Source organism: Nocardia sp. NPDC057455 (assembly GCF_042802775.1).
Classification (GTDB): Bacteria; Actinomycetota; Actinomycetes; order Mycobacteriales; family Mycobacteriaceae; genus Nocardia.
This window is the reverse complement of sequence record NZ_JBHVDM010000088.1, coordinates 1-22,184: the sequence shown is the minus strand read 5'-3', so window position 1 is coordinate 22,184 and position 22,184 is coordinate 1. Positions and strand designations below refer to the sequence as shown.

Genomic DNA, 22,184 nt, shown 5'->3' with positions numbered 1-22,184 from the left:
TGCGCAATCCATGTTTCCAGAAAGGCCGGGCCGCTGTCCCACTATAAGTAGATGTATACGTATAGCGCAAGTGCTGATCCACCGGCGCGCCGAGGCCGCGACGCGGCTGATCGACTTACCCGAGCGGACGGCCGTGTTCGAGGTAGCGAGGCCGGCCATCGCCGTGCGCCAGATGTGCCTGCCGCACACGCCGGGCCAGACGCGGGATCACGACGTCGGCGACGTCGTCGATCGCCACCCACCGCCAGCCATCGATTTCCGACTCCTGCACTCGAATGGCGCGCTCGTCGCCGAGTTCACCGCACTCGAAGACGTACAGGACCTTGTCACCCTCACCAGGATTCGGCGCCCAGTCGTGCACCAGCAGCCGGTGAGCGACCCGGTCGATCCCGAGTTCCTCGCCGATCTCCCGCCGACAGGCCGCCGTCGGCGCCTCCCCCGGCTCCACATACCCACCCGGCAGATCCCACCCATTGCCGTACGTCTTGTGCACGAGCAGGACTTCATCGCCGCGAACGAACAAAGCCCCCGCAGCCGACCGCGCTCGCCCGACCTCCATCACGCCCGCCGGCTACCGCGACCCGCGGTCAGGACTTCGTCGCGCGAAGGCGGTCCCGGTGCCGCCGAACATCCGGCACATCCAGGTAGTGGAGCAATCGCCCGGCAATATCCGGAACGCGCAGTAGCGACCGAGCGGATGAACATCAACTACTTCTACTCGATGACAAGATCGTGTGGTGCGCGTTCTCGTCACAGGAGCGAACGGTTATCTCGGCCAGGCGGTCGTCAACCTGCTGGGCAGAGCCGGGCACGAGCCGATCGCAATGGTTCGCGAGAGCGTTTCGCCCTCGCACGCGGCGGCGAGGGTCGCCGACCTGCTGGATGATGCCGCGCTGCGCGAGGCGCTGGACGGTGTGGAGGCGGTGTGCCATCTTGCCGGGCTTACTCGCGCGCGCGAGTCGGCGGCCGAACCGCTCCGGTACTTTCGCGTCAATACGGGCGGTACCGTCGCCTTGCTGGAAGCCATGTCCGCCGCCGGAGTATCGCGGATCGTCTTCGCCTCGACCGGCTCGATATACGGGACGCCGGTGCGTCAGCCGATGACGGAGAGTCTGCCCGACGCACCCCCGCACCCGTATGCCGCGAGCAAACTGGCGGCGGAGTGGGCGATCCACGCATACGCGGGCACCGGTCGCTTATCGGCTACCGTACTGCGCTTGATGAACGTGGCAAGCGGCGCCGACCCCGACCCCACACGCCTGATCCCCCGAACGTTCGCCGCCGCGTTGAACGGTTCGGCTCTGGAGGTGAACGGCGACGGCAGCGCGGTACGCGACTACCTGCACATCGACGATGCCGCAGCCGCTTTCGTCGCGTGCCTCGAGAGGACGCCGCCGGGTGAGTTCGGGCGGTACATCGTCGGCAGCGGTCGAGGCAGCAGCATCCTCGAAGTCGTCGCCGCCGTCGAGCGCCGGACCGGCCGTCGGATCCAGCTGATCCATCGGCCACCGGCGCCCGAACCGGCCGCATTGATCAGCGATCCCGCCAAGGCGGCGTCCGAATTAGGCTGGTTTCCAAGACATTCCGACCTCGAGAGCATAGTCCGCGACATGTCGCAGGTGGCGCGCGACGACGAGCGGCGGAAGTCGCGCTGACGTCACCGGCCCAGACCCGCCCGGTCGAGCAAGTAAGTGATCAGCGGCTCATAGTGGTCGGGGTGGACGCCGTCGTCGAGGGGAACCGTCACGGCGACCTTGCCCTCGGCGTGCCCGGCGAACAGCGCGGGATCGTTGCTGTCGGCGAATCCGACGGTCTCGATGCCCGCCTCCCCCGCCGCACCGGCCCACCCGTGGTCGGCGACGACCAGGTCGGGCCAGCGGTTGTGCTCGGCATCGCGCAACTCCCGCAGGATCGCGCGCATCGGGTGCGGGTCGTGCGTGTGTTCCAGCCTGCCGTCGGCGCCGAGCGCGGCCACGCCGGAGGTGTAGACGATTTCGCGATTCTGCGGTCCGAAACGGGTCGCGGCTCGATAGGACCACCCGGCGGCGGGGGCGAGGACGACGCAACCCGCCGCACGCAACGCATCCCCGACGGCTCGATAGACGCCCAAGAGCGTATGGGGGTGCCCGGTCGCCAGGAGCACGGTTTCCTGACGGCGGGCCGCCTGCCCGATCCGCGCCCCCATCGCGTCGAGCGCGTCCAGGGTGAGGTCGGCGTCGATGGTGTCGGGGCCTCGCCGATGACGTGGATCAGGGTCGACCCCGCACAGACGCGCCATCATCTCCAGGGTTTCGGCGAACGTCCAATCCTTCAGCGTCAGACCGAACTGGTACCCCGGATCCTTGTCGACCATCTTGCGATAATTGGAGAGATTCCCCTCCCGTGGCGTCGCGACGTCCCCTGCGATCCGCGTCCTCAGCAGATGCTCCCGCAGCAGCATCCGGTCATCGGGCCGGCCGGACCGAGTTCCATACCCCACCGCTAACACCTCCACATCGGCCGTCGGTGCCATCGATCGCCGTATCGGTCAGGCCGAGAGCCCGTCGGCGGCGCGCTCGATCGCTCCACGCAACACACCCACGACAGTACCCATCGAGGTGTACTCCATCGCTATTCCGCGAGATTCGCCACGCGCCCGGACACGGCGAAGGCCCGCCCCCCGGAACGGGAAGCGGGCCTTCGGGTTTCACGCCGTGGAAAGGCTTACTTGGCCTTCTCCAGGACCTCGACCAGACGCCAGCGCTTGGTGGCCGACAGCGGACGGGTCTCCATCAGCTGAACGCGGTCGCCGACGCCGGCGATCTCGTTCTCGTCGTGCGCCTTGACCTTCGAGGTCGTGCGAATGATCTTGCCGTAGAGCTTGTGCCGGTTACGGTCTTCCAGCTCGACGACGATCGTCTTGTTCATCTTGTCGGAGACAACGTAACCGACACGCACCTTGCGAGTGCCGCGCTGTCCTACTTCTTTGTCGCTCATGCGGCATCTCCCTTGCCAGCGGGTCCGGTGGCCAGACCGAGCTCGCGCTCACGCATGACCGTGTAGATGCGCGCGATTTCGTGACGAACGACGCGCAGACGACGGTTGTTGTCCAGCTGACCCGTCGCCATCTGGAAGCGCAGGTTGAACAGCTCTTCCTTGGAGTCGCGCAGCTTGGCCACCAACTCTTCTTCGGTGAGCTCGCGGAGCTCTGCGGCCGGTGTTCCGGTAGCCATCAGAACTGCTCCTCCCTGGTCACGATCCTGCACTTCATCGGGAGCTTGTGCATCGCGCGGCGCAGGGCCTCACGAGCAGTCTCCTCATTCGGGTAGCTCATCTCGAACATCACGCGACCGGGCTTGACGTTCGCGACCCACCACTCCGGCGAACCCTTACCCGAACCCATGCGGGTCTCGGCGGGCTTCTTGGTCAGCGGGCGATCCGGGTAGATGTTGATCCAGATCTTGCCACCACGGCGGATGTGGCGAGTCATCGCGATACGCGCCGACTCGATCTGCCGGTTGGTGACGTACGCCGGCTCCAGCGCCTGGATGCCGAACTCGCCGAACGCCACCGAGGTGCCGCCCTTGGCCATGCCGGAACGGCCCGGGTGATGCTGCTTGCGGTGCTTCACCTTACGAGGCATCAGCATGCGTCAGCCCTCCTGTGTCTTCTCTGCCGGAGCGTCGGCCACCGCGGTGGCGGCGCGCCCGGCCTCGGTGCTGGTCGCCGTGGTGCCGGCGGAACCGGACCGACGCGGGCGGCTCGGCCGCTCCCGGCGCGGACGCTCGGGCGCGGCGGCAGCGGCGGCCAGCTCACGCTTGCCACCGACGATGTCGCCCTTGTAGATCCAGACCTTCACGCCGATGCGACCGAAGGTGGTCTTGGCCTCGTAGAGGCCGTAGTCGATGTCGGCGCGCAGCGTGTGCAGCGGCACCCGACCCTCGCGGTAGAACTCCGAGCGCGACATCTCGGCGCCACCGAGGCGGCCCGAGCACTGCACACGGATGCCCTTGACGTTCGGCGAACGCATGGCCGACTGGATGGCCTTGCGCATCGCGCGACGGAACGCCACACGGTTGGACAGCTGCTCCGCGACGGCCTGGGCGACCAGCTGCGCATCCGACTCGGGGTTCTTCACCTCGAGGATGTTCAGCTGCACCTGCTTGCCGGTGAGCTTCTCCAGCTCGGCGCGGATGCGGTCGGCCTCGGCGCCGCGGCGGCCGATCACGATGCCGGGACGCGCGGTGTGGATGTCCACCCGCACGCGATCACGGGTGCGCTCGATCTCGACCTTGGAGATGCCTGCCCGCTCCATGCCGGTGCCGAGGAGCTTGCGGATCGCGACGTCTTCCTTCACGTAGTCCGCGTACTGCTTGTCCGCGTACCAGCGCGACTTCCAGTCGGTGGTGATACCGAGGCGGAAGCCGTGGGGATTGATCTTCTGTCCCATTTACTTTGCCCCTCCCTTCCGGCGGTTACGAGTGGCTCCACCGGCGGTGGGGATGCTCTCGACCTCGATGGTGATGTGGCTGGTGCGCTTGCGGATGCGGAACGCACGGCCCTGGGCACGCGGCTGGAACCGCTTCAGGGTCGTACCCTCGTCGACGTAGGCGGTCGAGATGACCAGCGTGGCCGGGTTGAGGCCGAGGTTGTTCTCGGCGTTCGCCGCGGCACTGGCGACGACCTTGGCGACCGGCTCGCTCGCGGCCTGGGGCGCGAACTTCAGCAGGGCGAGGGCGTCTTCGACGCGCTTGCCGCGGACCAGGTCCACGACACGGCGTGCCTTCATCGGGGTGACGCGAACGTGCTTGGCGGTCGCGCGCGCAGTCGGGTTCTGAGTCTCAGTCGTCGTCATCGCCGCTTGCTCTTCCGGTCTTCCTTGACGTGGCTCTTGAACGTCCTGGTCGGCGCGAACTCACCGAGCTTGTGCCCGACCATGTTGTCCGAGACGAACACCGGCACGTGCTTGCGGCCGTCGTGCACCGCGAACGTGTGCCCGATGAAATCGGGGATGATGGTCGAACGACGCGACCAGGTCTTGATGACCTGCTTGGTGCCCTTCTCGTTCTGCACGTCCACCTTCGCGAGGAGGTGGTCGTCGACGAACGGGCCTTTCTTGAGGCTGCGTGGCATTTCTTACCTCCTCCTTCAGCGCTTCTTGCCGGTCTTGCGACGGCGGACGATGAGCTTGTCGCTCGGACGGTTGGGCTTGCGGGTGCGGCCTTCCGGCTGACCCCACGGCGAGACCGGGTGGCGACCACCGGAGGTCTTGCCCTCACCACCACCATGCGGGTGGTCGACCGGGTTCATGACGACACCACGGACCGTGGGGCGGCGACCCTTCCAGCGCATACGGCCGGCCTTACCCCAGTTGATGTTCGACTGCTCGGCGTTGCCGACCTCGCCGACGGTGGCGCGGCAGCGCACGTCGACGCGGCGGATCTCACCGGAGGGCATACGCAGCGTGGCGTAGGGGCCTTCCTTACCCAGCAGCTGGATGCTCATGCCGGCCGAGCGGGCCAGCTTGGCGCCGCCGCCCGGACGCAGCTCCACCGCGTGGATGGTGGTACCGGTCGGGATGTTGCGCAGCGGCAGGTTGTTGCCCGGCTTGATGTCGGCCGTCGGGCCGGACTCGATGCGGGTGCCCTGCGTCACGCCCTTGGGGGCGATGATGTAGCGCTTCTCGCCGTCCACGAAGTGCAGCAGCGCGATGTTCGCGGTGCGGTTCGGGTCGTACTCGATGTGCGCGACCTTGGCCGGGATGCCGTCCTTGTCCAGGCGACGGAAGTCGATCAGACGGTAGGCCCGCTTGTGCCCGCCACCGCGGTGCCGGGTGGTGATCCGGCCGTGGGCGTTGCGGCCGCCGGACTTGGACAGCGGGCGCAGCAGCGACTTCTCCGGGGTCGACCGGGTGATCTCGGCGAAGTCCGAGACGCTGGCGCCACGACGGCCCGGCGTTGTCGGCTTGTACTTACGGATTGCCATGAGTTCTTCTCTACTTTCTGGATTCCCGAGCGCTTACGCGACCGGGCCTCCGAAGATCTCGATGGGCTTGCTGTCGGCCGAGATGGTCACGAGCGCGCGCTTGGTGCTCTTGCGCTTGCCGTAACCGAAGCGGGTCCGCTTGCGCTTGCCCTGACGGTTGGCGGTGTTGACGCTGGTCACCTTCACACCGAAGACCTTCTCCACGGCGATCTTGATCTGCGTCTTGTTCGAGTCCGGGTGCACCAGGAAGGTGTAGGTGCCTTCCTCGATCAGTCCGTAGGACTTCTCGGAGATGACCGGCGCCAGCAGAATGTCGCGGGGGTCGGCGATGGTGGTCACTTGCTCTCCTCCTGTGCAGCCTCGGCCGGGCCGTGCACGAACGCGTTGAGCGCCTCGACGCTGAACACCACGTCGTCACTGTTGAGGACGTCGTAGGTGTTGAGCTGATCGGGAGCGATCGGGTGCACGTTCTGCAGGTTCGCCAGGCTCTTCCACGCGGCGACGTCCTCGCGGCCCACCACGACCAGGAACTTCTTACGGTCCGACAACTCGGCCAGGAAGCTCTTGGCGGTCTTGGTGGACGGGGTCTGACCGGCCACCAGTTCGGTGATCACGTGGATGCGCTCGTTGCGAGCCCGGTCGGACAGGGCGCCACGCAGGGCGGCGGCCTTCATCTTCTTGGGCAGGCGCTGGGTGTAGTCGCGCGGCTGCGGGCCGTGCACGGTGCCACCACCGGCGAACTGCGGCGCGCGGGTCGAGCCCTGGCGGGCGCGGCCGGTGCCCTTCTGCCGGTACGGCTTCTTGCCGCCGCCGGAGACCTGGCCACGCGTCTTGGTCGCGTGCGTGCCCTGGCGGGCCGCGGCCTGCTGGGCCACGACGACCTGGTGCATCAGCGCGATGTTGGCGGTCACGTCGAAGATCTCCGCGGGGAGGTCGACGGTGCCGTTGGTCTTGCCGCCGATCTCTTTGACCGGCAGCGTCAGGTTGGCCTTCTTCTCGAGGCTGGTCATGCGTGCGCACCACCCTTCACGGCGCTCTTGACGATCACGACGCCGCCCTTGCGACCCGGGATCGCTCCCTTGATCAGCAGCAGGCCGTTCTCGGCATCCACCTTGTGCACCGACAGGTTCTGCGTGGTGACCCGGTCGTTACCCATCCGGCCCGACATGCGCATGCCCTTGAACACGCGGCCGGGGGTGGCGCAGCCACCGATCGAACCCGGACGGCGGTGCACGGCCTGCGCACCGTGCGAGGCACCCTGACCACGGAAGCCGTGGCGCTTCATGGTGCCCGCGAAGCCCTTGCCCTTGCTGGTGCCGGTGACGTCGACGTAGGCGCCCTCTTCGAACACGTCGGCGTTGATCTCCTGGCCGACCTCGAAGGTGGAGGCGTCCGCGACGCGGATCTCGACGACGTGGCGGCGCGGGGTGACGCCCGCCTTGGTGAACTGGCCGGAGACCGGCTTGTTCACCTTGCGCGGGTCGATGGCGCCGAAAGCGACCTGGACGGCGCTGTAGCCGTCGCGCTCCACGGTGCGGATCTGGGTGACGACGTTCGGCCCGGCCTTGATGACGGTCACGGGAACGACGCGGTTCTTGTCGTCGAAGACCTGGGTCATGCCGAGCTTGGTGCCCAGGATGCCGGCGGCCGGCCTGTTCTTGTTGTCAGTCATGTCTCGAGTCCCCGTCACTGAATGTTGACGTCGACGCTGGCCGGCAGGTCGATGCGCATGAGCGCGTCCACCGTCTTCGGCGTCGGGTCGAGGATGTCGATGAGGCGCTTGTGCGTACGCATCTCGAAGTGCTCGCGCGAGTCCTTGTACTTGTGCGGCGAACGGATGACGCAGTACACGTTCTTCTCGGTCGGCAACGGCACCGGGCCGACGACGCGTGCCCCGGTGCGGGTCACCGTCTCCACGATCTTGCGCGCCGATGCGTCGATCGCCTCGTGGTCATAGGCCTTGAGCCTGATGCGGATCTTTTGTCCCGCCACGCTAAGTGTCCTTTTCTCCGCTTTCCTTCGTGGTCCGGAAGCCGGCTATACCAGCCCTCTGGACCACCCTCATTTGCACAGCCCGAACACACGAAGACGTCCCAGCCCGAGTGGATCAGGCCCGGAGGAGGCGGTCTGCGTAACCACGCAGGGCCCCGGTCGGGCTAGATCCGACACAGTGGAGACTCACGACCGGGCATGCCCGATCCTCGCCGCTGTTCATCTGTCATGGTTCTCCGGTCCACGCGGTCGGGCGTGTCGCCCTTCCGCTCATTCCTCGGCCTCGGATCGCACTGCGTCTCAGACCTGGAACACTGTCCCGGACGTACCCACGCCGGAAACCCGGCGAGGTACACGATGGGTACTGCTCGCCCCGCCCGACCACCCGTTTCACAGGGAAACAGACATGGCCCGGTGCAGGGCAACCCGAACAGTATGCACGACCCCCGGGAGTCACTTCAAATCGGTGGGGTGTCGAGAAACTTACTTTTGAGTAAGATACTCGCATGGCGAAAGAGACCGCGACCTATCGCGGCTGGAAGAAGCTGCCCGACAACCGGCTGGGGCACGCCCTGTTCTCGCTGGGGATGGTGGCTCGGGTGCCGTACTTCGGCACCGTGTTGCCGAACGTGGTCCGGCTCGAACCGGGGCTGTGCGAAGTGACCTCGCCGAAGTGGTTCGGTATCCACAATCATCTGGGCACGTTTCACGCCATCGCCGCGTGCAATCTGGCCGAGGTCGCGATGGGCATGCTCAGCGAGGCGACGGTGCCCGCGACGCACCGGTGGATTCCCAAGGCGATGAACGTGCGGTACCTGGCCAAAGCCGAGACCGGGCTGCGTGCCGTGGCGAAGCTGCCGGAGCTCCCGGATTTCGCGAGCATCACCGACGGCTGCGAGGTGGTGGTGCCGGTCTCGATCTACGACCAGCACGGCCTGGAGGTAGTACACGCGGACATCACCACCTGGGTTACACCCAAATAGTCGCGGCTCGCGCGGGATCGGATGCGCCGGGATCGAGCCTTCACGCGGCGACGACCCGACCGTGCTCGATGCGCAGTATCTCCTCCGCGCATCCGGCGAGGTCGTCTTCGGCACAGGCCGAAACGACGATCGTCATACCCTGCTGAGCCAGGGCTCGCAGTATCCCGGACAGATAGCGGCGACCCTCGGCGTCCAAGTCGGCCATCGGGTTGTCCAGCACGAGTGCGGCCGTATCGGCGGCCAGCGCCCTGGCCAGACCCAGCCACTTCTTCTCGCTGCGGGAGAGACGGAGAACGGGCGTCGAAGACGAATCCGTCAAACGCGCGAGATGCAATGCCCGACCGACGAGTTCGCCGGCCGCGTCTCCGGTGTGGCCGGCGATTTTCGCCGAATACTCCACCACCTGCTCGATCGACCAGGTCTCGGCGCCCTCGTACACGTCGGGGACCCAGCCGACCTTGGATCGGACCACCCAGGGTTCGACGGTCGGATCGGCGTCCTCCACGCGCAAATGCCCTCGGTGCGGCCGCAATCGACCGGCGAGCATCGACAACAGCGTCGTCTTTCCCGCGCCGTTCGGCCCGACCACCCCGGTGACCCGACCCGCGGGGGCGCGGAACGTCACGTCGTCGACCACGGCGACTCCAGCGAATTCGCGGCGCAGGCCGCTACATGTGATGCCGAGACCCACCGAGCTTCTCCATCTTCGTAACCGATTTCGTCCGGCGCGGGTCGGATCAGCAGGGCAGCGCTCGCTGGTCTCCGGCGAGCGCGGAGAGCACGGCGGCGGCGGCCCGCGGGTCTTCCAGCATGCCGCTGTGGTCGGCGGTGTTGCCGGGGCATCCGTCCTGCAGCCAGACGTTGCGGTCGGCGGCGGCGGGTGCGGCGAGCAGGGCGGTCTCCTGCGGTGTGATCACTCGGTCGGCGCGGGAGGCGATGGCCGTGTACCGCGGACCGGGCACGGTCTCGCCTCCCGCGTTCAGCCGGTTCAGCAGCGGTGACCCGACCACCTGCTGCTGCCCCGGAGTTCCGAAGACCTGGGCCGCGATCTGCGCGTTGCCCAGGCCGAGCGCGGCCAGGTCCGGATAGCCCGCGCGCAACCCGTCCCAGGTCGTGCCGCGGTACGGGGTGCCGAGCGTCACGACTCGGGACACCGCGTCCGCGCCGCGAGCGCGCAGGTACTGCCGGATCACGGTGCCGCCGGTGGAGTGGCCGACCAGCGCCACCCGGCTCGCACCCGTCGTCTCCCGCACCGACCGCACGACATCGGCGAGTTCACCCGCCATCCGATCGATGTCGGCCACGCCGTAGACCTCGCGCCCGAGCAATGCCGCGCCGATCGGCCCGATGCCGGTCGAACTGGACCCGGTCTGCCCGCTGACCGCGTCGACCACACCCGGCGCCGCACCGAGATTCGCGGCGAACACGCAATGCCCCTCGGCCCGGATGGCGGGCGCGAGCAGGGGAAAACTGCGGCCGATATCGGTACCCGAGCCGTGCACGAGCACCACCGGCTCGGGCCGCGCCCCGGTGGGCCGGCAGGACCGATCGTTGGCGCCCTCCAGCGCCGGTGTCTCGGGCGCGGCGGCCGCGCCCGGCGCGTGCGGCAGTGCCGCGCAGGCCGCGACCAGAAGCAGGCCGACGACGCGCGCGGCCCGGGATCGAATAGGCATCTTTTTCCCGATCAGATTCCCAATGGAGCGGCGAGGGTCGGCCACGAGTCCTTCAGCGCGTCCTCCCAATAGCCCCAGGAATGGGTGCCTTCCGGGCGGAAGTTGTAGCGCGCGGGGATGCCCAGGCTGTCCAGCCGGTCTTTCATGTTGTGCGAGCAATAATTGGTGGCCGCCTCGATGACGCCGCCGACCACGAGTTGATTGGCGAAACCCCACGGTCCGTTCAGCGAGTATTTTCCGCCGTACTGGTCGTAGACACCGGGCATGCCATTTCCGCTTGCGATGTAGATGGTTTTTCCGCGCAACCCCTCCGCCTGCACGTAAGGATCGTTGGCCGCCCATTGCCGGTCGCCCGCGGGCCCCCACATGTTGTCCAGTTCCGCCAGGCCCCATTCCTCCACGGTCAACCGGACGAACTCGTGGCCGATCGGATCGCTGGTCTGCGCGCAACCGCTGTAGGCGGCCACACTGGAGAACAGGTCACCCGTGGTCGCGGCGAGCGCGAGAGTCGTGGTCCCCGACATCGAGAATCCCGCGAGGGCATTGCGCCCGCTGGTCCCGAGATACGAGTCGATCAGCGGTGGCAGTTCACTGCTCAGGAAGGTCTTCCACTTCTGGCGCCCAAGCCTGGCGTCGTCCTTCTGCCAGTCCGCGTAATAGCTGAACATGCCGCCGATCGGCGTGACCGCGTGCACGTTCTTGTCCGCGAGGAATTGCATCGCATCGGTCTTCGTGGCCCAGGTGGAGCCGTCGATGCCACCGGCCGCGCCGAGCAGCAGATACAGCACCGGCCGGGGAACGCTCGTGTCCGCGGCGCGCTGCACTTCCACCGGAATATCGAGATCCATGGCAGCGGAATGCACCGTCAAGGTCAGGCTCCGCGCATCGTGCTCCCGCACGGAAACGATAGAAGACTTCGCGGGCGCCGCTTGGGCGTGCACCGAAACCATTGCCGAGGCGACGGCGCCGACAACTACCGCCGACAACACCAGCCGGCGGAGGTGGCTTCCTCTCATGACTCCCCTTATCCCGAATCCCGGAACGCCTCGCGTTCCGAGCCCAGGCTATGGTGCGTCTCCACCCGATTCACGACTGAACTTGCTGGGCCACCGATTCTGGGGGCACGCGCGAAAACACAATTTCCGCCGATTCGATTCGATCCGATCAAGAAAAAGCGAGACCCGAATTCTTTGGGCTCGCACGCCACGAATAGTTGCGCTCGCGTCGGCCGAGCGGATTGAATGCCCCTATGAATGTCAGCGCGGGCCGGGAAGTCGATGTGTGCGTGGTCGGGCTCGGTCCCACCGGGCGGGCGCTCGCGCACCGCGCCATGCGCGCCGGACTGTCGGTGACCGCGATCGACCCCCGTCCCGATCGGCTGTGGCCGCCCACGTTCTCCTGCTGGGTCGACGAGCTGCCGGAGTGGCTGCCGTCCACCGTGATCGCGATCACCATTCCGGCGCCCACGGTCTGGACGAAGACCGAACACCGCATCGACCGGCCCTACTGCGTGCTGTCCAAGCCCGGCCTGCGCGCGGCGCTGCCGCTCGACGACGCCACCGTCGTCGCGGGCCGTGCCACCCGGGTGGACGCGCACGAAGTCGAACTCGCAGATGGCACAGTGCACCGGGCGAGCGCGGTCTTCGACACCCGTGGGCTGCCCTCACTCGGCCGTCGCCGGGCCGCGAGCGCGCACGGCATCTTCGTCGACGCCGAGACGGCCGCGCCGATGATCGGCGAAGACTCGGGCCTGCTGCTGGACTGGCGGCCGGAGAACGGGGCGGGGCCACAGGAGCCGCCGTCGTTCCTCTACGCGGTGCCGCTCGGCGACGGGACGGTGATCTTCGAGGAGACCAGCCTCGGCCTGCGAGGCGGCATGCCGCAGCACGAACTGCGCAAACGCACGCTCCACCGCCTCGCCGCGCACGGTATCCGGCTCACCGGCGCCGAGCCGAGCGAGGCGGCGCACTATCCGCTGGACCAGCCGCCGCCACGAAGAGGGGCGGCGCGCGCGATCCCGTTCGGTTCGCGCGGCGGCATGATGCACCCGTGCACGGGGTACAGCGTCGCCGACTCACTGGCGCTGGTCGACACCGCGATCACCGCGCTGGGCCAGGGCCGCGACCCGATCGCCGCGCTGTGGCCGACGCGCGCGCGACTGGTGTACTGGATGCGAACGCGCGGCCTCTACGGCCTCGGCCGGCTCACCACCGAACAGTCCGTCGCCATGTTCGACGCGTTCTTCAGCGCCACCCCGCGCGGTCAGCGCGCCCTGCTGTCGGCGCACGACGACTACACCGCCTTGGGCGCGGTGCTGTTCGGCACGGTCGCGCACACCTGGCCGTTCCGCTGGCGCTACGACCTGGTCGGCTGGACCAATCGGGACCGCTGGCTGGATTTCGACTTCGCCGAACCGCGGGAATCGGCCGAACGCCGGACCCTGTGACGGGGCCGGCGGGCGACGACACAGCCGGCTAGGGGCCCGTCTCGGCGGCCCGCCGGTAACCCCGGACAGCGGGGTAGGCGAAGACCACGATCATGCCGATCGTCCAGGCCAGCGTCTGGAGCAGCGGCTCGGCGACCGCACCTCCGTAGGACAACCCACGCATCGCGTCGATCGCGCAACTCATCGGCTGATTCGCCACCACATCCTGCAACCAGACCGGGTAGGCGAAGATCGGGACGAAACCCGAGTTGAAGAACATCAGCAGCGTGCTGATCATGCCGATGATGTTCACCAGCATCACACCCTCGGACACCGTGGCCAGCGCGGTGACCAGAACGGCGAACGCGACGCCGAACAGCACCGGGATGCCGATCAGCGCCAGCGCCGCGACCGGCCCCTGCTCGAACCGGAAGCCGAGCAGCAGACCGACCGCCACGACGAACACCGTGGTCACCAGGACGCGGATCGCCTCGGCGAGCAGCCGTCCGGTGAATCCGGCCGCGCGGTGCACCGGCATCGTCCAGAACCGGCCGAGCAGCCCGGTCATCTTCTCGCTCTTGAAGCCCAGAGCGCTGACCACCGCACCGGACATCGCCGCGACCAAGGTCAACAGCGGAACCGTGCCGTACACGGCGGGCATGCCGGTGGCTCCGGAGACGGGCTTGTTCAGCACGATGTAGAACATCACCAAGGTCAGCGCGGGGTACACCAGCGTCTGGATCGTCGTCGCCGGATCACGCGCCCAGACCAGCAGCAACCTCTTGCACTGGATCAGGCTCTGCGCCACCCAGGTGACCAGCGACCCCTCCGGTCGTGCCCGGACGACGGGCAGGGGTTCGGTCGCACGGACCTCGGCCTCGTCGGCCCGGTCGACGGTGCGCTCCACGGTCGATTCCACCGAACTCATGACCGCCTCACACTCGCCCAGATAGCCAACGGGATGAACGCCGCGGCCAGCCCGATCAACCACACCAGCGGAACCCACAGCACCTGCCAGGTCACGCCATCGGCCGCCATGTCGCGCAGGGCGAAGGAGAACTGGGAGATCGGCTGATTGCGTACGAATGGGCGAATCCACTCCGGGAAGTTGCGTTCCGGCACGAACCCGCAGGAGAGCATGCCGAAGATCAGCGTCGGCAGGGTCAGCGCCTGACTCAGCGACTCCGGACTCTTGGTCAGGCTGCCGAGCCCGTCGGCGCCGATCGCGAGCACCGTGCCGACCGCGAGGGAGAACGCGCAGAACAGCACGGCCTGGCCGACGCCCGCGACGAAGCGGAAACCGATCAGGTGACCGAACAGCACCGCCGCGGTGAGCGAGGTGACCGACCGGACCAGCCCGGCGCAGATGCGCGAGGTGAACGGCACCAGCGTCCCGATCGGCATGGTCTGCAGGCGGGTGCTCAAGCCGGTCATCGCCTCGAACGCGGCCAGCTGCGCGTTCGACATCATGGTGAAGGCCATGGTCTGCAACACGATGATCGGCATGACGTACTGGGCGTAGTCGACGCCCTGGATCTTCATCACATAGCGCAGCGGCAGGTAGAAACCGAGGGTGAAGATCAGCGGCGTGACCATCGCCACGATCAGCTCGCCCTTGGTCGCCATGGTGCGGACGATCCGGCCGGTCAGCGCGCGCCACTGCGCGAACGACGACACCCGCGCCGCGGGGAACTCGGCGAACAACGTCGCCTCGGCAAGGGTGGGCTCCGGGGCCGTCGCAGCGGTCACGCGTGCCCGCCCGAGTGACCGGTGATGGACAGGAACACGTCGTCGAGCGAGGGGCGGCGCAGCGCGATGTCGGCCAGGTCGACACCGGCGCTGTCGAGCCTGCGCAGCGCCTCGGTCAACGTGGCGGCGCCCTCCGGCGCCGGGATGGACAGGCGGTCGCCGCCGTTCAGGTCGGCCAGCACCGCGGAGGGCACCAGGTCGCCCAGCGCGTACGCGGCGGTGCGCAGCTTCTTCGGATCCAGCGGGACGACTTCGCAGTAGCTGCCGCCGGTCTTCTCCTTGAGTTCGTCGGCGGTGCCCTCGGCGATGACCGTGCCCTTGTCGATCACGATGATGTTGTCGCTGAGTACGTCGGCCTCCTCCAGGTACTGCGTGGTCAGCAGCACCGTGATGCCCTGCGTCTTCAGCGCGGTCACCAGATCCCACACGCCCTGCCTGCTGCGCGGATCGAGGCCGGTGGTCGGTTCGTCCAGGAACACCACTTCGGGGCGCACCACCAGGCCGCAGGCGATGTCGACGCGGCGGCGCATGCCGCCCGAGTAGTGGCGCACGGCACGGCGGCCCGCGCTCACCAGGTCGAACTCCTCCAGCAAGGTGTCGGCACGCTTGCGGGCCGCGGCCTTGCCCAGACCCATCAGCCTGCCGAACAGCTCGAGGTTCTCCCGGCCGGAGAGGTTCTCGTCCAGCGCCGCGTACTGACCGGTCATCATGATCGAGCGGCGCACGCCCGCCGGATCCTTCAGCACGTCGTACCCCGCGACGACGGCGCTGCCGGAGTCGGGGCGCAGCAGGGTGGAGAGCACCTTCACCATGGTCGTCTTGCCCGCGCCGTTGGGCCCGAGGATGCCGAGGACGGAGGCGCGTTCGGCGACGAAGCTGACGCCTTGCAGTGCATGCACATCGCCGAACGACTTGCGGATGTCCGCTACCCGGACCGCTGGGTCGCCCGCATGTGAATCTGCTTGGTTGGAACTCGGCATCAACTCTCCACTATCGGCCGGTGCGGCGACCAGGTCGCCCGAGCGCAGGCGCACGCTCGGATTGGTGATCCGTCGCGCTCGGCGTGATGTTACCGGCCCGATCGCGCGGGCTTTCGCGTCGCGCACGGTACCCGCAGCAGCGTGCACCCATTGTGTCGTTACTCACATTTCTCGCTGCCCGTCGGCCGCGCAAGGAATCGACGCTGGTGAGCGCGATCCGGTGCGGCCACGAGCCCGCGGCCGAGCCTTGTCGGCCCGCTGCGCCAGCCCATAGTCTGCTTTGCGGGGGAAAACACTCACTCGTCCGCGGCTGCGGGCCCGTTCAGTGGTCCGCACGCCGGTTTTCGACACTGCGAGAGGTGATCATGGCCGAGTCCGCGCAGCCACGATTGGCGGCGCGTCCGGGAGGAACGGGCCGAACGAACGTGCTGACGTCCTATGACCCGCGCACCGGCGAGGTCGTGGGCAACTACGCCGTGATGGGCGCGGCCGAACTGAATCGCGCGGTGCGCGCGGCCCGCTCTGCCGAAAAGTGGTGGACCGAGCTGGGTTTCAGCAGCCGCAAGCGGTGGTTGCTGGACTGGAAACGCGAGATAGCCCGGCGCTCCGGCGAATTGGTCGCCCTGCTGTGCGAGGAAACCGGAAAGCCGGAAGCGGACGCCGCGATCGAGGTCATGCTCGCGGTGGAGAATTTGGACTGGGCCGCGCGCAACGCCGGTCGCGCGCTCGACCGCCGGCGCATCGGTTCCAGCTGGCTCACCCGCAACCAGCGGGCCTCGGTCGGCTATCTACCGCTGGGTGTCGTCGGCGTGCTCGGCCCGTGGAACAACCCGGTGTTCACCCCGATGGGCTCGATCGCCTACGCGATGGCGGCGGGCAACGCCGTGGTGTTCAAGCCGCATGAGCTGACCACCGGCGTCGGCGTGTGGCTGGCCGACAGCTGGTCCCGGCTCGCGCCGAACCAACCGGTACTGCAAGTGGTCACCGGGGACAAGGCCACCGGCGCGGCGCTGTGCCGGGCGAAGGTCGACAAGATCGCCTACGCCGGTTCGGAGACGGACGCGCGCGAGGTGATCTCGGTGTGCGCACAGACCATGACGCCGGTCGTGGTGGAGCGCAGCGGCAAAGGCAGCATGGTCGTGCACGTCGACGCCAAGCTGGACGACGCCGCCGAGGCCGCCGTGTTCGGTGCGATGGCCAACGCCGGGCAGAACGCCACCGGCATCCAGCGGGCCTACGTCGCCCAATCGGTCTACGACCGCTTCCTCGACCTGGTCGTGGAGCAGGCCCGCAAGCTGCGGCCGGGCGCGGACCGGAAGGCGTCCTACGGTCCGATGATCATGGAGTCGCAGGTCGACGTGGTGCGCAGGCAGGTGCGCGACGCGGTGGCCCGCGGTGGCCGCGCGGTGGTCGGCGGGCTGGACTCGATCCGCGACCCCTACATAGAGCCGATCGTGCTGGCCGAGGTACCGGAGGAGAGCATCGCGATCACGGGCGAGGGCATCGGCCCGGTGCTCATCGTGAACAAGGTGGCGAGCATGGACGACGCCGCCGAGCGGATCAACACGGTCGGCACCGATGTCGCGGTGTCGGTGTTCACCAGGGATGTGCACGAGATCGAGGCGTTCGCCGAGCAACTGCGCGTCGGAGTGGTGACCATCAACTCCTCGACCGCCTACGCGGGCATTCCCGCCCTGCCCTTCGGCGGAGTGGGCGAATACGGCCAAGGCCACAGCCACGGCGACCAGGGCCTGCGAGAGTTCAGCCGGACCCTGGCCATCACCCGCAAGCGGTACCAGGCGCCGGTGAACCTGTCCACGTTCGATCGGCACCCGCGCCACCTCCGCGTGGCAAGGACGATCTTCCGGATCCGGCACGGCCGCCGTCCCTGACGAGGACGGCTAGTCGAGCAACACCGCGTCCATCAGCGCGGTGACCCGGGCCAATTGCGCGGAGCGAGAATCGAATCGGATCAGCCTGCCCACATCGATCACCTGACTGATGGCGGCGTGCACCCGGAAGCGCGCCTCCACGGAGTCGCCGTCCAGCAGGTTGGCCCACTCGAGCACGTTCTGCCGCTGAATGGCGCGCAGCTTGTGCTGCTCGGATTGCGGCAGGTTGCCGAACTCGGCGTAGTAGACCGCCATGATCTCCGGCATGGCGAAACTCAACTTGGCGTAGCGGTCGGCCACACGCCGAGCGGCATCGGCTCGGCTGGTCGCCTCGGCCAGTGCCTCGGTGATCGCGATGGCCAGCCGGTCGCCGGTGCGGTGGAACGCCGCGGCGAGCAAGTCGGCCTTGCTCGGGAAGTACCGGTACACGCTGGAGGCGTTGATGCCGACGGCGGCGCCGATCTCCTCGATGCTCGCCTCGTGGTAACCCTGTCTGCCGAATATCCGGATGGCCTCGGTGAGCAGCTGTTCCCGCTTGGAGGTCACCGGGATACCGCGCACGGGCTGGCCGGGATCCGGTTCGACCGGCGCGGCGGGCAGTTCGGTGCGCAGGATGGCCCAGGACATCTGGTGCAGCAGCGGAAGCAGCCGAGCGCTCGACAGCGCGGTGCGGTGCGCGGCGATGCTGGCGATCGCGCTGAGCACGCCCGCCGCCAGCATGGCCACGTCCGCGGGCGGGGCCTCAGGGCGCAGCAGCGCTATCGGCGCCGCGAGGGTGTTGTTCAGGTCGTCGTAGATCTTTTTGATCCGGATCCGGTCGTCGCGCTCGAGATAGCGCCGTTCCCAGCGGTAGAGCCCGGCCTCGCGGCGGATCTCGACGGTGTGCTCGCTGATCGCGCGGATCAGCGCGTCCGCGCGCCGCTGCGGGTCCAGCCGGATGTCGTCGGCCGCCTCCGCGACGGTCAGCAGGTGACGCGCGCCCTCCTCGGCGGCCGCGACCAATAGCGCGTACTTGTTCGTGAAATGCCGGTAGAGAGCGGGACCGGAGATGCCGACCTCCGCGGCGATCTCGTCCACGCCCACCGGGTAGTACCCGCGTTCACTGAACGCGCGCGCCGCCGCCCGGATGATCTGGACCTTGCGGTCCTTCGGACGCCGACGCACCGACGGCGCGCCCTCGGCGCCCGCCCTCCTGCCCGGTTCGGGCCGCGCGGGAGCGAGGTCGACCTCGCTGCGATCCGCGACCATGCACCTCTCCGTTCTCCGGCGGCGCTGGTTGACAGCGCCCGACACTGGAACCTAAGTTAACCACAATTCGCAAAGTTAACCACTATTCACGGCCGGGCGTCCGCCGAATTGCAGCTTAGGAGCGAACATGAGCAACAACGATTCCGCGGCCCCGGCCGCCCCCGCCGCCGCGAAGTTCACGGCGGTCCAGGACGGCAAGGTGCTCCGGGTCACGATCACCAACCCGAAGCGGAAGAACGCCATCGATTACGACACCATGGTCGCGCTCGGAGACACCTTCCGCGCGGCGGCCGAGGACCGCGCGGTGCGAGCGATCGTACTCACCGGCGAAGGCGGCGATTTCTGCACCGGCGCCGATCTGTCGGCGAGCGCCGACGAGGCGCAACGGGGCATCACCTCGGACATGGTCATGGACGCGGCGAACCGGCTGGTGCGCGCCATCGTCGACGCGCCGGTGCCGGTGATCACGCGGATCCGGGGCGCCGCGGCGGGTGTCGGCGTCGGCATCGCGCTGGCCGCCGACCTGGTCTACGCGAGCGAGGACTCCTATCTGCTCCTGGCATTCATCAACATCGGCCTGATGCCCGACGGCGGGGCGGCCGCACTGGTCGCCGCGGCGGCGGGCCGCCCGCTGGCGGCGCGGATGGCACTGCTCGGCGAGCGGCTGCCCGCCCGGGAAGCCGCGACCGCCGGGTTGTTCACCGCGGTCGTTCCCGGCGAAGAACTCGATGCCGCGGTCGAGGCCGGGGTCGAGAAGATCGCCACCGGTCCGCGCCGCGCCCTGGAACTCACCAAGCAGGCGCTGAACCAGGCCACGCTGGCCGCGCTGGACGCGGCCCTGGCCGCCGAGAAGGCCGGGCAGACCGAGCTGCTGCGCTCCCCCGATTTCATGGAGGGCGCCACCGCGATGCTCACCAAGCGCAAGCCGGTCTTCGCCGACTGATCGGCCCGCCGGAACGTACCGCCCGGCAAGGGACTATGTTCATCGGCTATGACTTACCTGGTTACCGGGGCAACTGGGTTCATCGGTCGGTTCCTCATCCCCGAGCTACTGAAACGCGAGGGTGACATCCATGTACTGGTACGACCGGGCGACGCCTCGGCCGACCGGTTCGCCTGCTGTGCACAGGAATGGGCGGGCGGCGACCGCGTCCGTCCGGTGCGCGGTGATCTGGGCGCCCCGGGGCTGGGTATCGACCCGACCTGGCTGGCCCGGCATCGCGGCGCCATCGAGCACGTCTTCCACCTGGCCGCGGGCTACGACCTGAGCGAGCGCGGCGGCGGGACCAGGCACCTGGTCGACGTCGCCGAGGAACTGCGGGCCGATCTGGTGCACCACGTCTCGACCGTCGAGGTGGCCGGGTCCAGCGAGGGCCTGTTCACCGAGGACATGTTCGATCACGGCCAGGTACTGACCACACCGGCGCAACGAGCGAGGTTCGAGGCCGAGCGAATCGTGCGCGAGTCGTCGCTGCGCTGGCGCATCTACCGGCCCTCGATCGTGATCGGACATTCCAGGACCGGCGAGATCGACCGGATCGACGGCCCGTACTACTTCTTCCGCCTGCTGCGCATGGCCGCGCAGCTGCCCCGGCTGCTGCCGGTGCTGGTGCCCGAACTGGGCGAGACCAACATGGTTCCGGTCGATTTCGTCGCCCGCGCCCTCGATCACATCGCCCACCGCCCGGGCTCGGACAAGACCACCTACCACTTGGTGGATCCGCGCAGGCAGAGCGCGGTCGACGCGCTGAACCTGTTCGCCGACGAAGCCGGCGCGCCGCACCTGGTCGAGGTGATGCCCAAGCGCACCCTGGAGGTGATGCTGCGCGTCCCCGGCGCGAACTGGCTGCTGCCCCGCGTCGGCGTGCCGCTGGACGTCCTGGAGCACAGCGAATTCACCTGCTGGTTCGACTGTAGGCACACCAGCGCGGCGCTGGCGGGCACCGACATCCGGGTGCCGCCGTTGGACGCCTACGCACCGCGGATCTGGAAGTACTGGATCGAGAACTGGGTGTGATCGGCGCACCGGGCGGGCTACCGCCCGGTGACGGTGAGATAGATCAGGGCGGCGTTCAGAACGGAGATGATCGCGGCGACCGCCCAGGCCAGCCCGGTGGTCATGCGATGGTTGACGTCCTCGCCCATCAACGCGCGGTCACTCGTGAAGCGCACCAGCGGAATCAGCGCGAAAGGTATGCCGAACGACAGCACCACCTGGGAGATGATCAGCGCGCGCGTCGGGTCGATCCCCGTCGCCAGGACCGCGATGGCCGGAATCAACGTGATCAGCCTGCGCATGAGCAGCGGAATCCGCTTGCGTAACAGTCCCTGCATGATCATCGCGCCCGCGTAGGCGCCGACCGAGGTGGAGGCCAGGCCGGAGGCGAGCAGGCCGATCGCGATCAGCAGCGCGGCGGCCGGTCCGAGGACGTCGCCGACGGCGGCGTGCGCGTCCTCGATGGTCTCCACGTCCCTGCCGCGCAGGGTGCCCGCCGCCATCAACAGCATGGCCAGGTTCACCGTGCCCGCCAGGACCATGGCCAGCCCGACGTCGATCTTGGTGACCCGCAGCAACCTGGTGCGCAGCGGCCCCGCCGCCGGATGCCCGTGCCGGTCTCGGGCCAGGCCGGAATGCAGGTAGACCGCGTGCGGCATGACCGTCGCACCGATCATGGCCGCGGCGAGCAGGACGCTCTCGGTGCCCTGGAAGCGCGGCACCAGACCGCCCACCGTGCCCGCGACCGACGGCGGCGAAATCACCACGTTGGCCAGGAATCCGATCGCGATGATCGCGAGCATCCCGGTGATCACCCGCTCGAACGGTTGCTGACCGCGCCGGTCCTGCACCAGCAGCAGGCCCATCGACACGGCGCCGGTGATCACGCCGCCGGCCAGCAGGGGCAGGCCGAACAGCAAATGCAGCGCGATCGCGCCGCCGACCACTTCGGCCAGGTCGGTGGCCATCGCCACCGTCTCGGCCTGGCCCCAGTACGCCAGCCGGACCGGGCCGCTCGCCTTCTCGCGTACCGCTTCCGGCAGCGACCACCCGGTCACCAACCCGAGCTTGGCCGACAGGAACTGGACCAGCCCCGCCATCACGTTCGCCAGGACGATGACCCAGACCAGCAGGTAGCCGAACTGCGCGCCCGCACTGATATTCGAGGCGACGTTGCCGGGATCGACGTACGCGATGGCCGCGACGAAGGCAGGCCCCAGCAGGACCGTCACGGCACGTGCCCGCCCGGTGACCGACCTGGTCGACTCGGCCAGTGTTATAC

General features: G+C 68.3%; 27 protein-coding genes. 6 read left to right on the top strand and 21 right to left on the bottom strand.

Annotated features, from left to right (window positions below; all coding sequences use genetic code 11):
* Positions 1–115 precede the first annotated feature (115 nt).
* On the bottom strand, positions 116–559 hold the full coding sequence (locus ACFU5M_RS27500; RefSeq protein WP_379053792.1) for an NUDIX domain-containing protein: 444 nt from the start codon (positions 557–559) through the stop codon (positions 116–118).
* Positions 560–737: 178 nt separating this feature from the next.
* Here ACFU5M_RS27500 and ACFU5M_RS27495 point away from each other — a divergent pair, with 178 nt between their 5' ends.
* Complete coding sequence (locus ACFU5M_RS27495) at positions 738–1,655, top strand: NAD-dependent epimerase/dehydratase family protein (protein ID WP_379053781.1); 918 nt, start codon at positions 738–740, stop codon at positions 1,653–1,655.
* 2 nt (positions 1,656–1,657) lie between these two features.
* On the opposite strand, the gene ACFU5M_RS27490 is transcribed toward ACFU5M_RS27495, so the two are convergent.
* The 12 genes from ACFU5M_RS27490 to rpsJ all read right to left on the bottom strand — a co-directional run bounded on the left by ACFU5M_RS27490 (position 1,658) and on the right by rpsJ (position 7,956).
* Positions 1,658–2,479: a phosphatase gene (locus ACFU5M_RS27490; protein WP_379053779.1), complete on the bottom strand. Its 822-nt coding sequence runs from the start codon at positions 2,477–2,479 to the stop codon at positions 1,658–1,660.
* Between the two features lie 224 nt (positions 2,480–2,703).
* Complete coding sequence (gene rpsQ / locus ACFU5M_RS27485; protein ID WP_379053778.1) at positions 2,704–2,976, bottom strand: 30S ribosomal protein S17; 273 nt, start codon at positions 2,974–2,976, stop codon at positions 2,704–2,706.
* A complete protein-coding gene (gene rpmC / locus ACFU5M_RS27480; protein ID WP_040864843.1) occupies positions 2,973–3,212 on the bottom strand; it encodes a 50S ribosomal protein L29 in 240 nt (79 codons plus the stop codon). Before rpmC ends, rpsQ begins: the two co-directional genes overlap by 4 nt.
* Positions 3,212–3,628 carry a 50S ribosomal protein L16 gene (rplP, locus tag ACFU5M_RS27475; protein WP_040864842.1) on the bottom strand — a complete coding sequence of 139 codons (417 nt, stop codon included), beginning with the start codon at positions 3,626–3,628 and terminating at the stop codon, positions 3,212–3,214. Before rplP ends, rpmC begins: the two co-directional genes overlap by 1 nt.
* 3 nt (positions 3,629–3,631) lie before the next feature.
* Positions 3,632–4,429 carry a 30S ribosomal protein S3 gene (gene rpsC, locus ACFU5M_RS27470; protein WP_379053776.1) on the bottom strand — a complete coding sequence of 266 codons (798 nt, stop codon included), beginning with the start codon at positions 4,427–4,429 and terminating at the stop codon, positions 3,632–3,634.
* Positions 4,430–4,834 carry a 50S ribosomal protein L22 gene (gene rplV, locus ACFU5M_RS27465; RefSeq protein WP_063021257.1) on the bottom strand — a complete coding sequence of 135 codons (405 nt, stop codon included), beginning with the start codon at positions 4,832–4,834 and terminating at the stop codon, positions 4,430–4,432. It lies immediately after the preceding gene.
* Positions 4,831–5,112 (bottom strand): 30S ribosomal protein S19, encoded by a 282-nt coding sequence (gene rpsS / locus ACFU5M_RS27460; protein ID WP_039795442.1) that lies wholly within the window; start codon positions 5,110–5,112, stop codon positions 4,831–4,833. The genes rplV and rpsS overlap by 4 nt, the downstream gene beginning before the upstream one ends.
* A 15-nt stretch (positions 5,113–5,127) precedes the next feature.
* Positions 5,128–5,964 (bottom strand): 50S ribosomal protein L2, encoded by an 837-nt coding sequence (gene rplB / locus ACFU5M_RS27455; protein ID WP_040864840.1) that lies wholly within the window; start codon positions 5,962–5,964, stop codon positions 5,128–5,130.
* 33 nt (positions 5,965–5,997) lie between these two features.
* Positions 5,998–6,303 carry a 50S ribosomal protein L23 gene (gene rplW, locus ACFU5M_RS27450; protein WP_029923608.1) on the bottom strand — a complete coding sequence of 102 codons (306 nt, stop codon included), beginning with the start codon at positions 6,301–6,303 and terminating at the stop codon, positions 5,998–6,000.
* Complete coding sequence (rplD, locus tag ACFU5M_RS27445; RefSeq protein WP_357131278.1) at positions 6,300–6,974, bottom strand: 50S ribosomal protein L4; 675 nt, start codon at positions 6,972–6,974, stop codon at positions 6,300–6,302. The genes rplW and rplD overlap by 4 nt, the downstream gene beginning before the upstream one ends.
* Positions 6,971–7,636: a 50S ribosomal protein L3 gene (gene rplC / locus ACFU5M_RS27440; RefSeq protein ID WP_379053773.1), complete on the bottom strand. Its 666-nt coding sequence runs from the start codon at positions 7,634–7,636 to the stop codon at positions 6,971–6,973. The genes rplD and rplC overlap by 4 nt, the downstream gene beginning before the upstream one ends.
* 14 nt (positions 7,637–7,650) lie before the next feature.
* Positions 7,651–7,956: a 30S ribosomal protein S10 gene (gene rpsJ, locus ACFU5M_RS27435; protein WP_003938093.1), complete on the bottom strand. Its 306-nt coding sequence runs from the start codon at positions 7,954–7,956 to the stop codon at positions 7,651–7,653.
* Positions 7,957–8,462: 506 nt separating this feature from the next.
* Here rpsJ and ACFU5M_RS27430 point away from each other — a divergent pair.
* A complete protein-coding gene (locus tag ACFU5M_RS27430; RefSeq protein WP_379053772.1) occupies positions 8,463–8,939 on the top strand; it encodes a hotdog fold domain-containing protein in 477 nt (158 codons plus the stop codon).
* 40 nt (positions 8,940–8,979) lie between these two features.
* Here the strand turns inward: ACFU5M_RS27430 and ACFU5M_RS27425 are convergent, their stop codons facing one another.
* Genes ACFU5M_RS27425 through ACFU5M_RS27415 form a run of 3 tightly spaced genes read right to left on the bottom strand, consistent with a single transcriptional unit; the run spans position 8,980 to position 11,475 of the window.
* Entirely contained in the window at positions 8,980–9,630 is a 651-nt protein-coding gene (locus ACFU5M_RS27425; protein ID WP_379053771.1) for an ATP-binding cassette domain-containing protein, read from the bottom strand.
* Between the two features lie 46 nt (positions 9,631–9,676).
* Positions 9,677–10,612: an esterase/lipase family protein gene (locus tag ACFU5M_RS27420; RefSeq protein WP_379053769.1), complete on the bottom strand. Its 936-nt coding sequence runs from the start codon at positions 10,610–10,612 to the stop codon at positions 9,677–9,679.
* 11 nt (positions 10,613–10,623) lie between these two features.
* On the bottom strand, positions 10,624–11,475 hold the full coding sequence (locus ACFU5M_RS27415) for an alpha/beta hydrolase (RefSeq protein WP_379053791.1): 852 nt from the start codon (positions 11,473–11,475) through the stop codon (positions 10,624–10,626).
* Between the two features lie 386 nt (positions 11,476–11,861).
* Between ACFU5M_RS27415 and ACFU5M_RS27410 the strand changes: the two genes are divergently transcribed.
* Complete coding sequence (locus tag ACFU5M_RS27410) at positions 11,862–13,058, top strand: lycopene cyclase family protein (RefSeq protein ID WP_379053768.1); 1,197 nt, start codon at positions 11,862–11,864, stop codon at positions 13,056–13,058.
* 28 nt (positions 13,059–13,086) lie between these two features.
* Here ACFU5M_RS27410 and ACFU5M_RS27405 read toward each other — a convergent pair whose 3' ends face one another.
* From ACFU5M_RS27405 to ACFU5M_RS27395, 3 genes are read right to left on the bottom strand one after another with little or no spacing between them, the layout of a single operon-like run.
* On the bottom strand, positions 13,087–13,965 hold the full coding sequence (locus tag ACFU5M_RS27405) for an ABC transporter permease (protein ID WP_379053766.1): 879 nt from the start codon (positions 13,963–13,965) through the stop codon (positions 13,087–13,089).
* Positions 13,962–14,786: an ABC transporter permease gene (locus ACFU5M_RS27400; RefSeq protein ID WP_379053764.1), complete on the bottom strand. Its 825-nt coding sequence runs from the start codon at positions 14,784–14,786 to the stop codon at positions 13,962–13,964. Before ACFU5M_RS27400 ends, ACFU5M_RS27405 begins: the two co-directional genes overlap by 4 nt.
* A complete protein-coding gene (locus ACFU5M_RS27395) occupies positions 14,783–15,766 on the bottom strand; it encodes an ATP-binding cassette domain-containing protein (protein WP_379053762.1) in 984 nt (327 codons plus the stop codon). Before ACFU5M_RS27395 ends, ACFU5M_RS27400 begins: the two co-directional genes overlap by 4 nt.
* A 365-nt stretch (positions 15,767–16,131) precedes the next feature.
* On the opposite strand from ACFU5M_RS27395, the gene ACFU5M_RS27390 reads away from it, so the two are divergent.
* A complete protein-coding gene (locus tag ACFU5M_RS27390) occupies positions 16,132–17,658 on the top strand; it encodes an aldehyde dehydrogenase family protein (protein WP_379053789.1) in 1,527 nt (508 codons plus the stop codon).
* A gap of 9 nt (positions 17,659–17,667) precedes the next feature.
* On the opposite strand, the gene ACFU5M_RS27385 is transcribed toward ACFU5M_RS27390, so the two are convergent.
* A complete protein-coding gene (locus ACFU5M_RS27385; protein WP_379053760.1) occupies positions 17,668–18,906 on the bottom strand; it encodes a TetR/AcrR family transcriptional regulator in 1,239 nt (412 codons plus the stop codon).
* Between the two features lie 127 nt (positions 18,907–19,033).
* Between ACFU5M_RS27385 and ACFU5M_RS27380 the strand changes: the two genes are divergently transcribed.
* Together ACFU5M_RS27380 and ACFU5M_RS27375 are read left to right on the top strand one after the other, a co-directional pair.
* Positions 19,034–19,849, top strand: a complete 816-nt coding sequence (locus ACFU5M_RS27380) for an enoyl-CoA hydratase-related protein (RefSeq protein WP_379053758.1) — start codon at positions 19,034–19,036, stop codon at positions 19,847–19,849.
* A gap of 48 nt (positions 19,850–19,897) precedes the next feature.
* Positions 19,898–20,923: an SDR family oxidoreductase gene (locus tag ACFU5M_RS27375; protein WP_379053757.1), complete on the top strand. Its 1,026-nt coding sequence runs from the start codon at positions 19,898–19,900 to the stop codon at positions 20,921–20,923.
* A gap of 17 nt (positions 20,924–20,940) precedes the next feature.
* On the opposite strand, the gene ACFU5M_RS27370 is transcribed toward ACFU5M_RS27375, so the two are convergent.
* Positions 20,941–22,176, bottom strand: a complete 1,236-nt coding sequence (locus tag ACFU5M_RS27370; RefSeq protein ID WP_379053787.1) for an Nramp family divalent metal transporter — start codon at positions 22,174–22,176, stop codon at positions 20,941–20,943.
* Between the last annotated feature and the right edge of the window lie 8 nt (positions 22,177–22,184).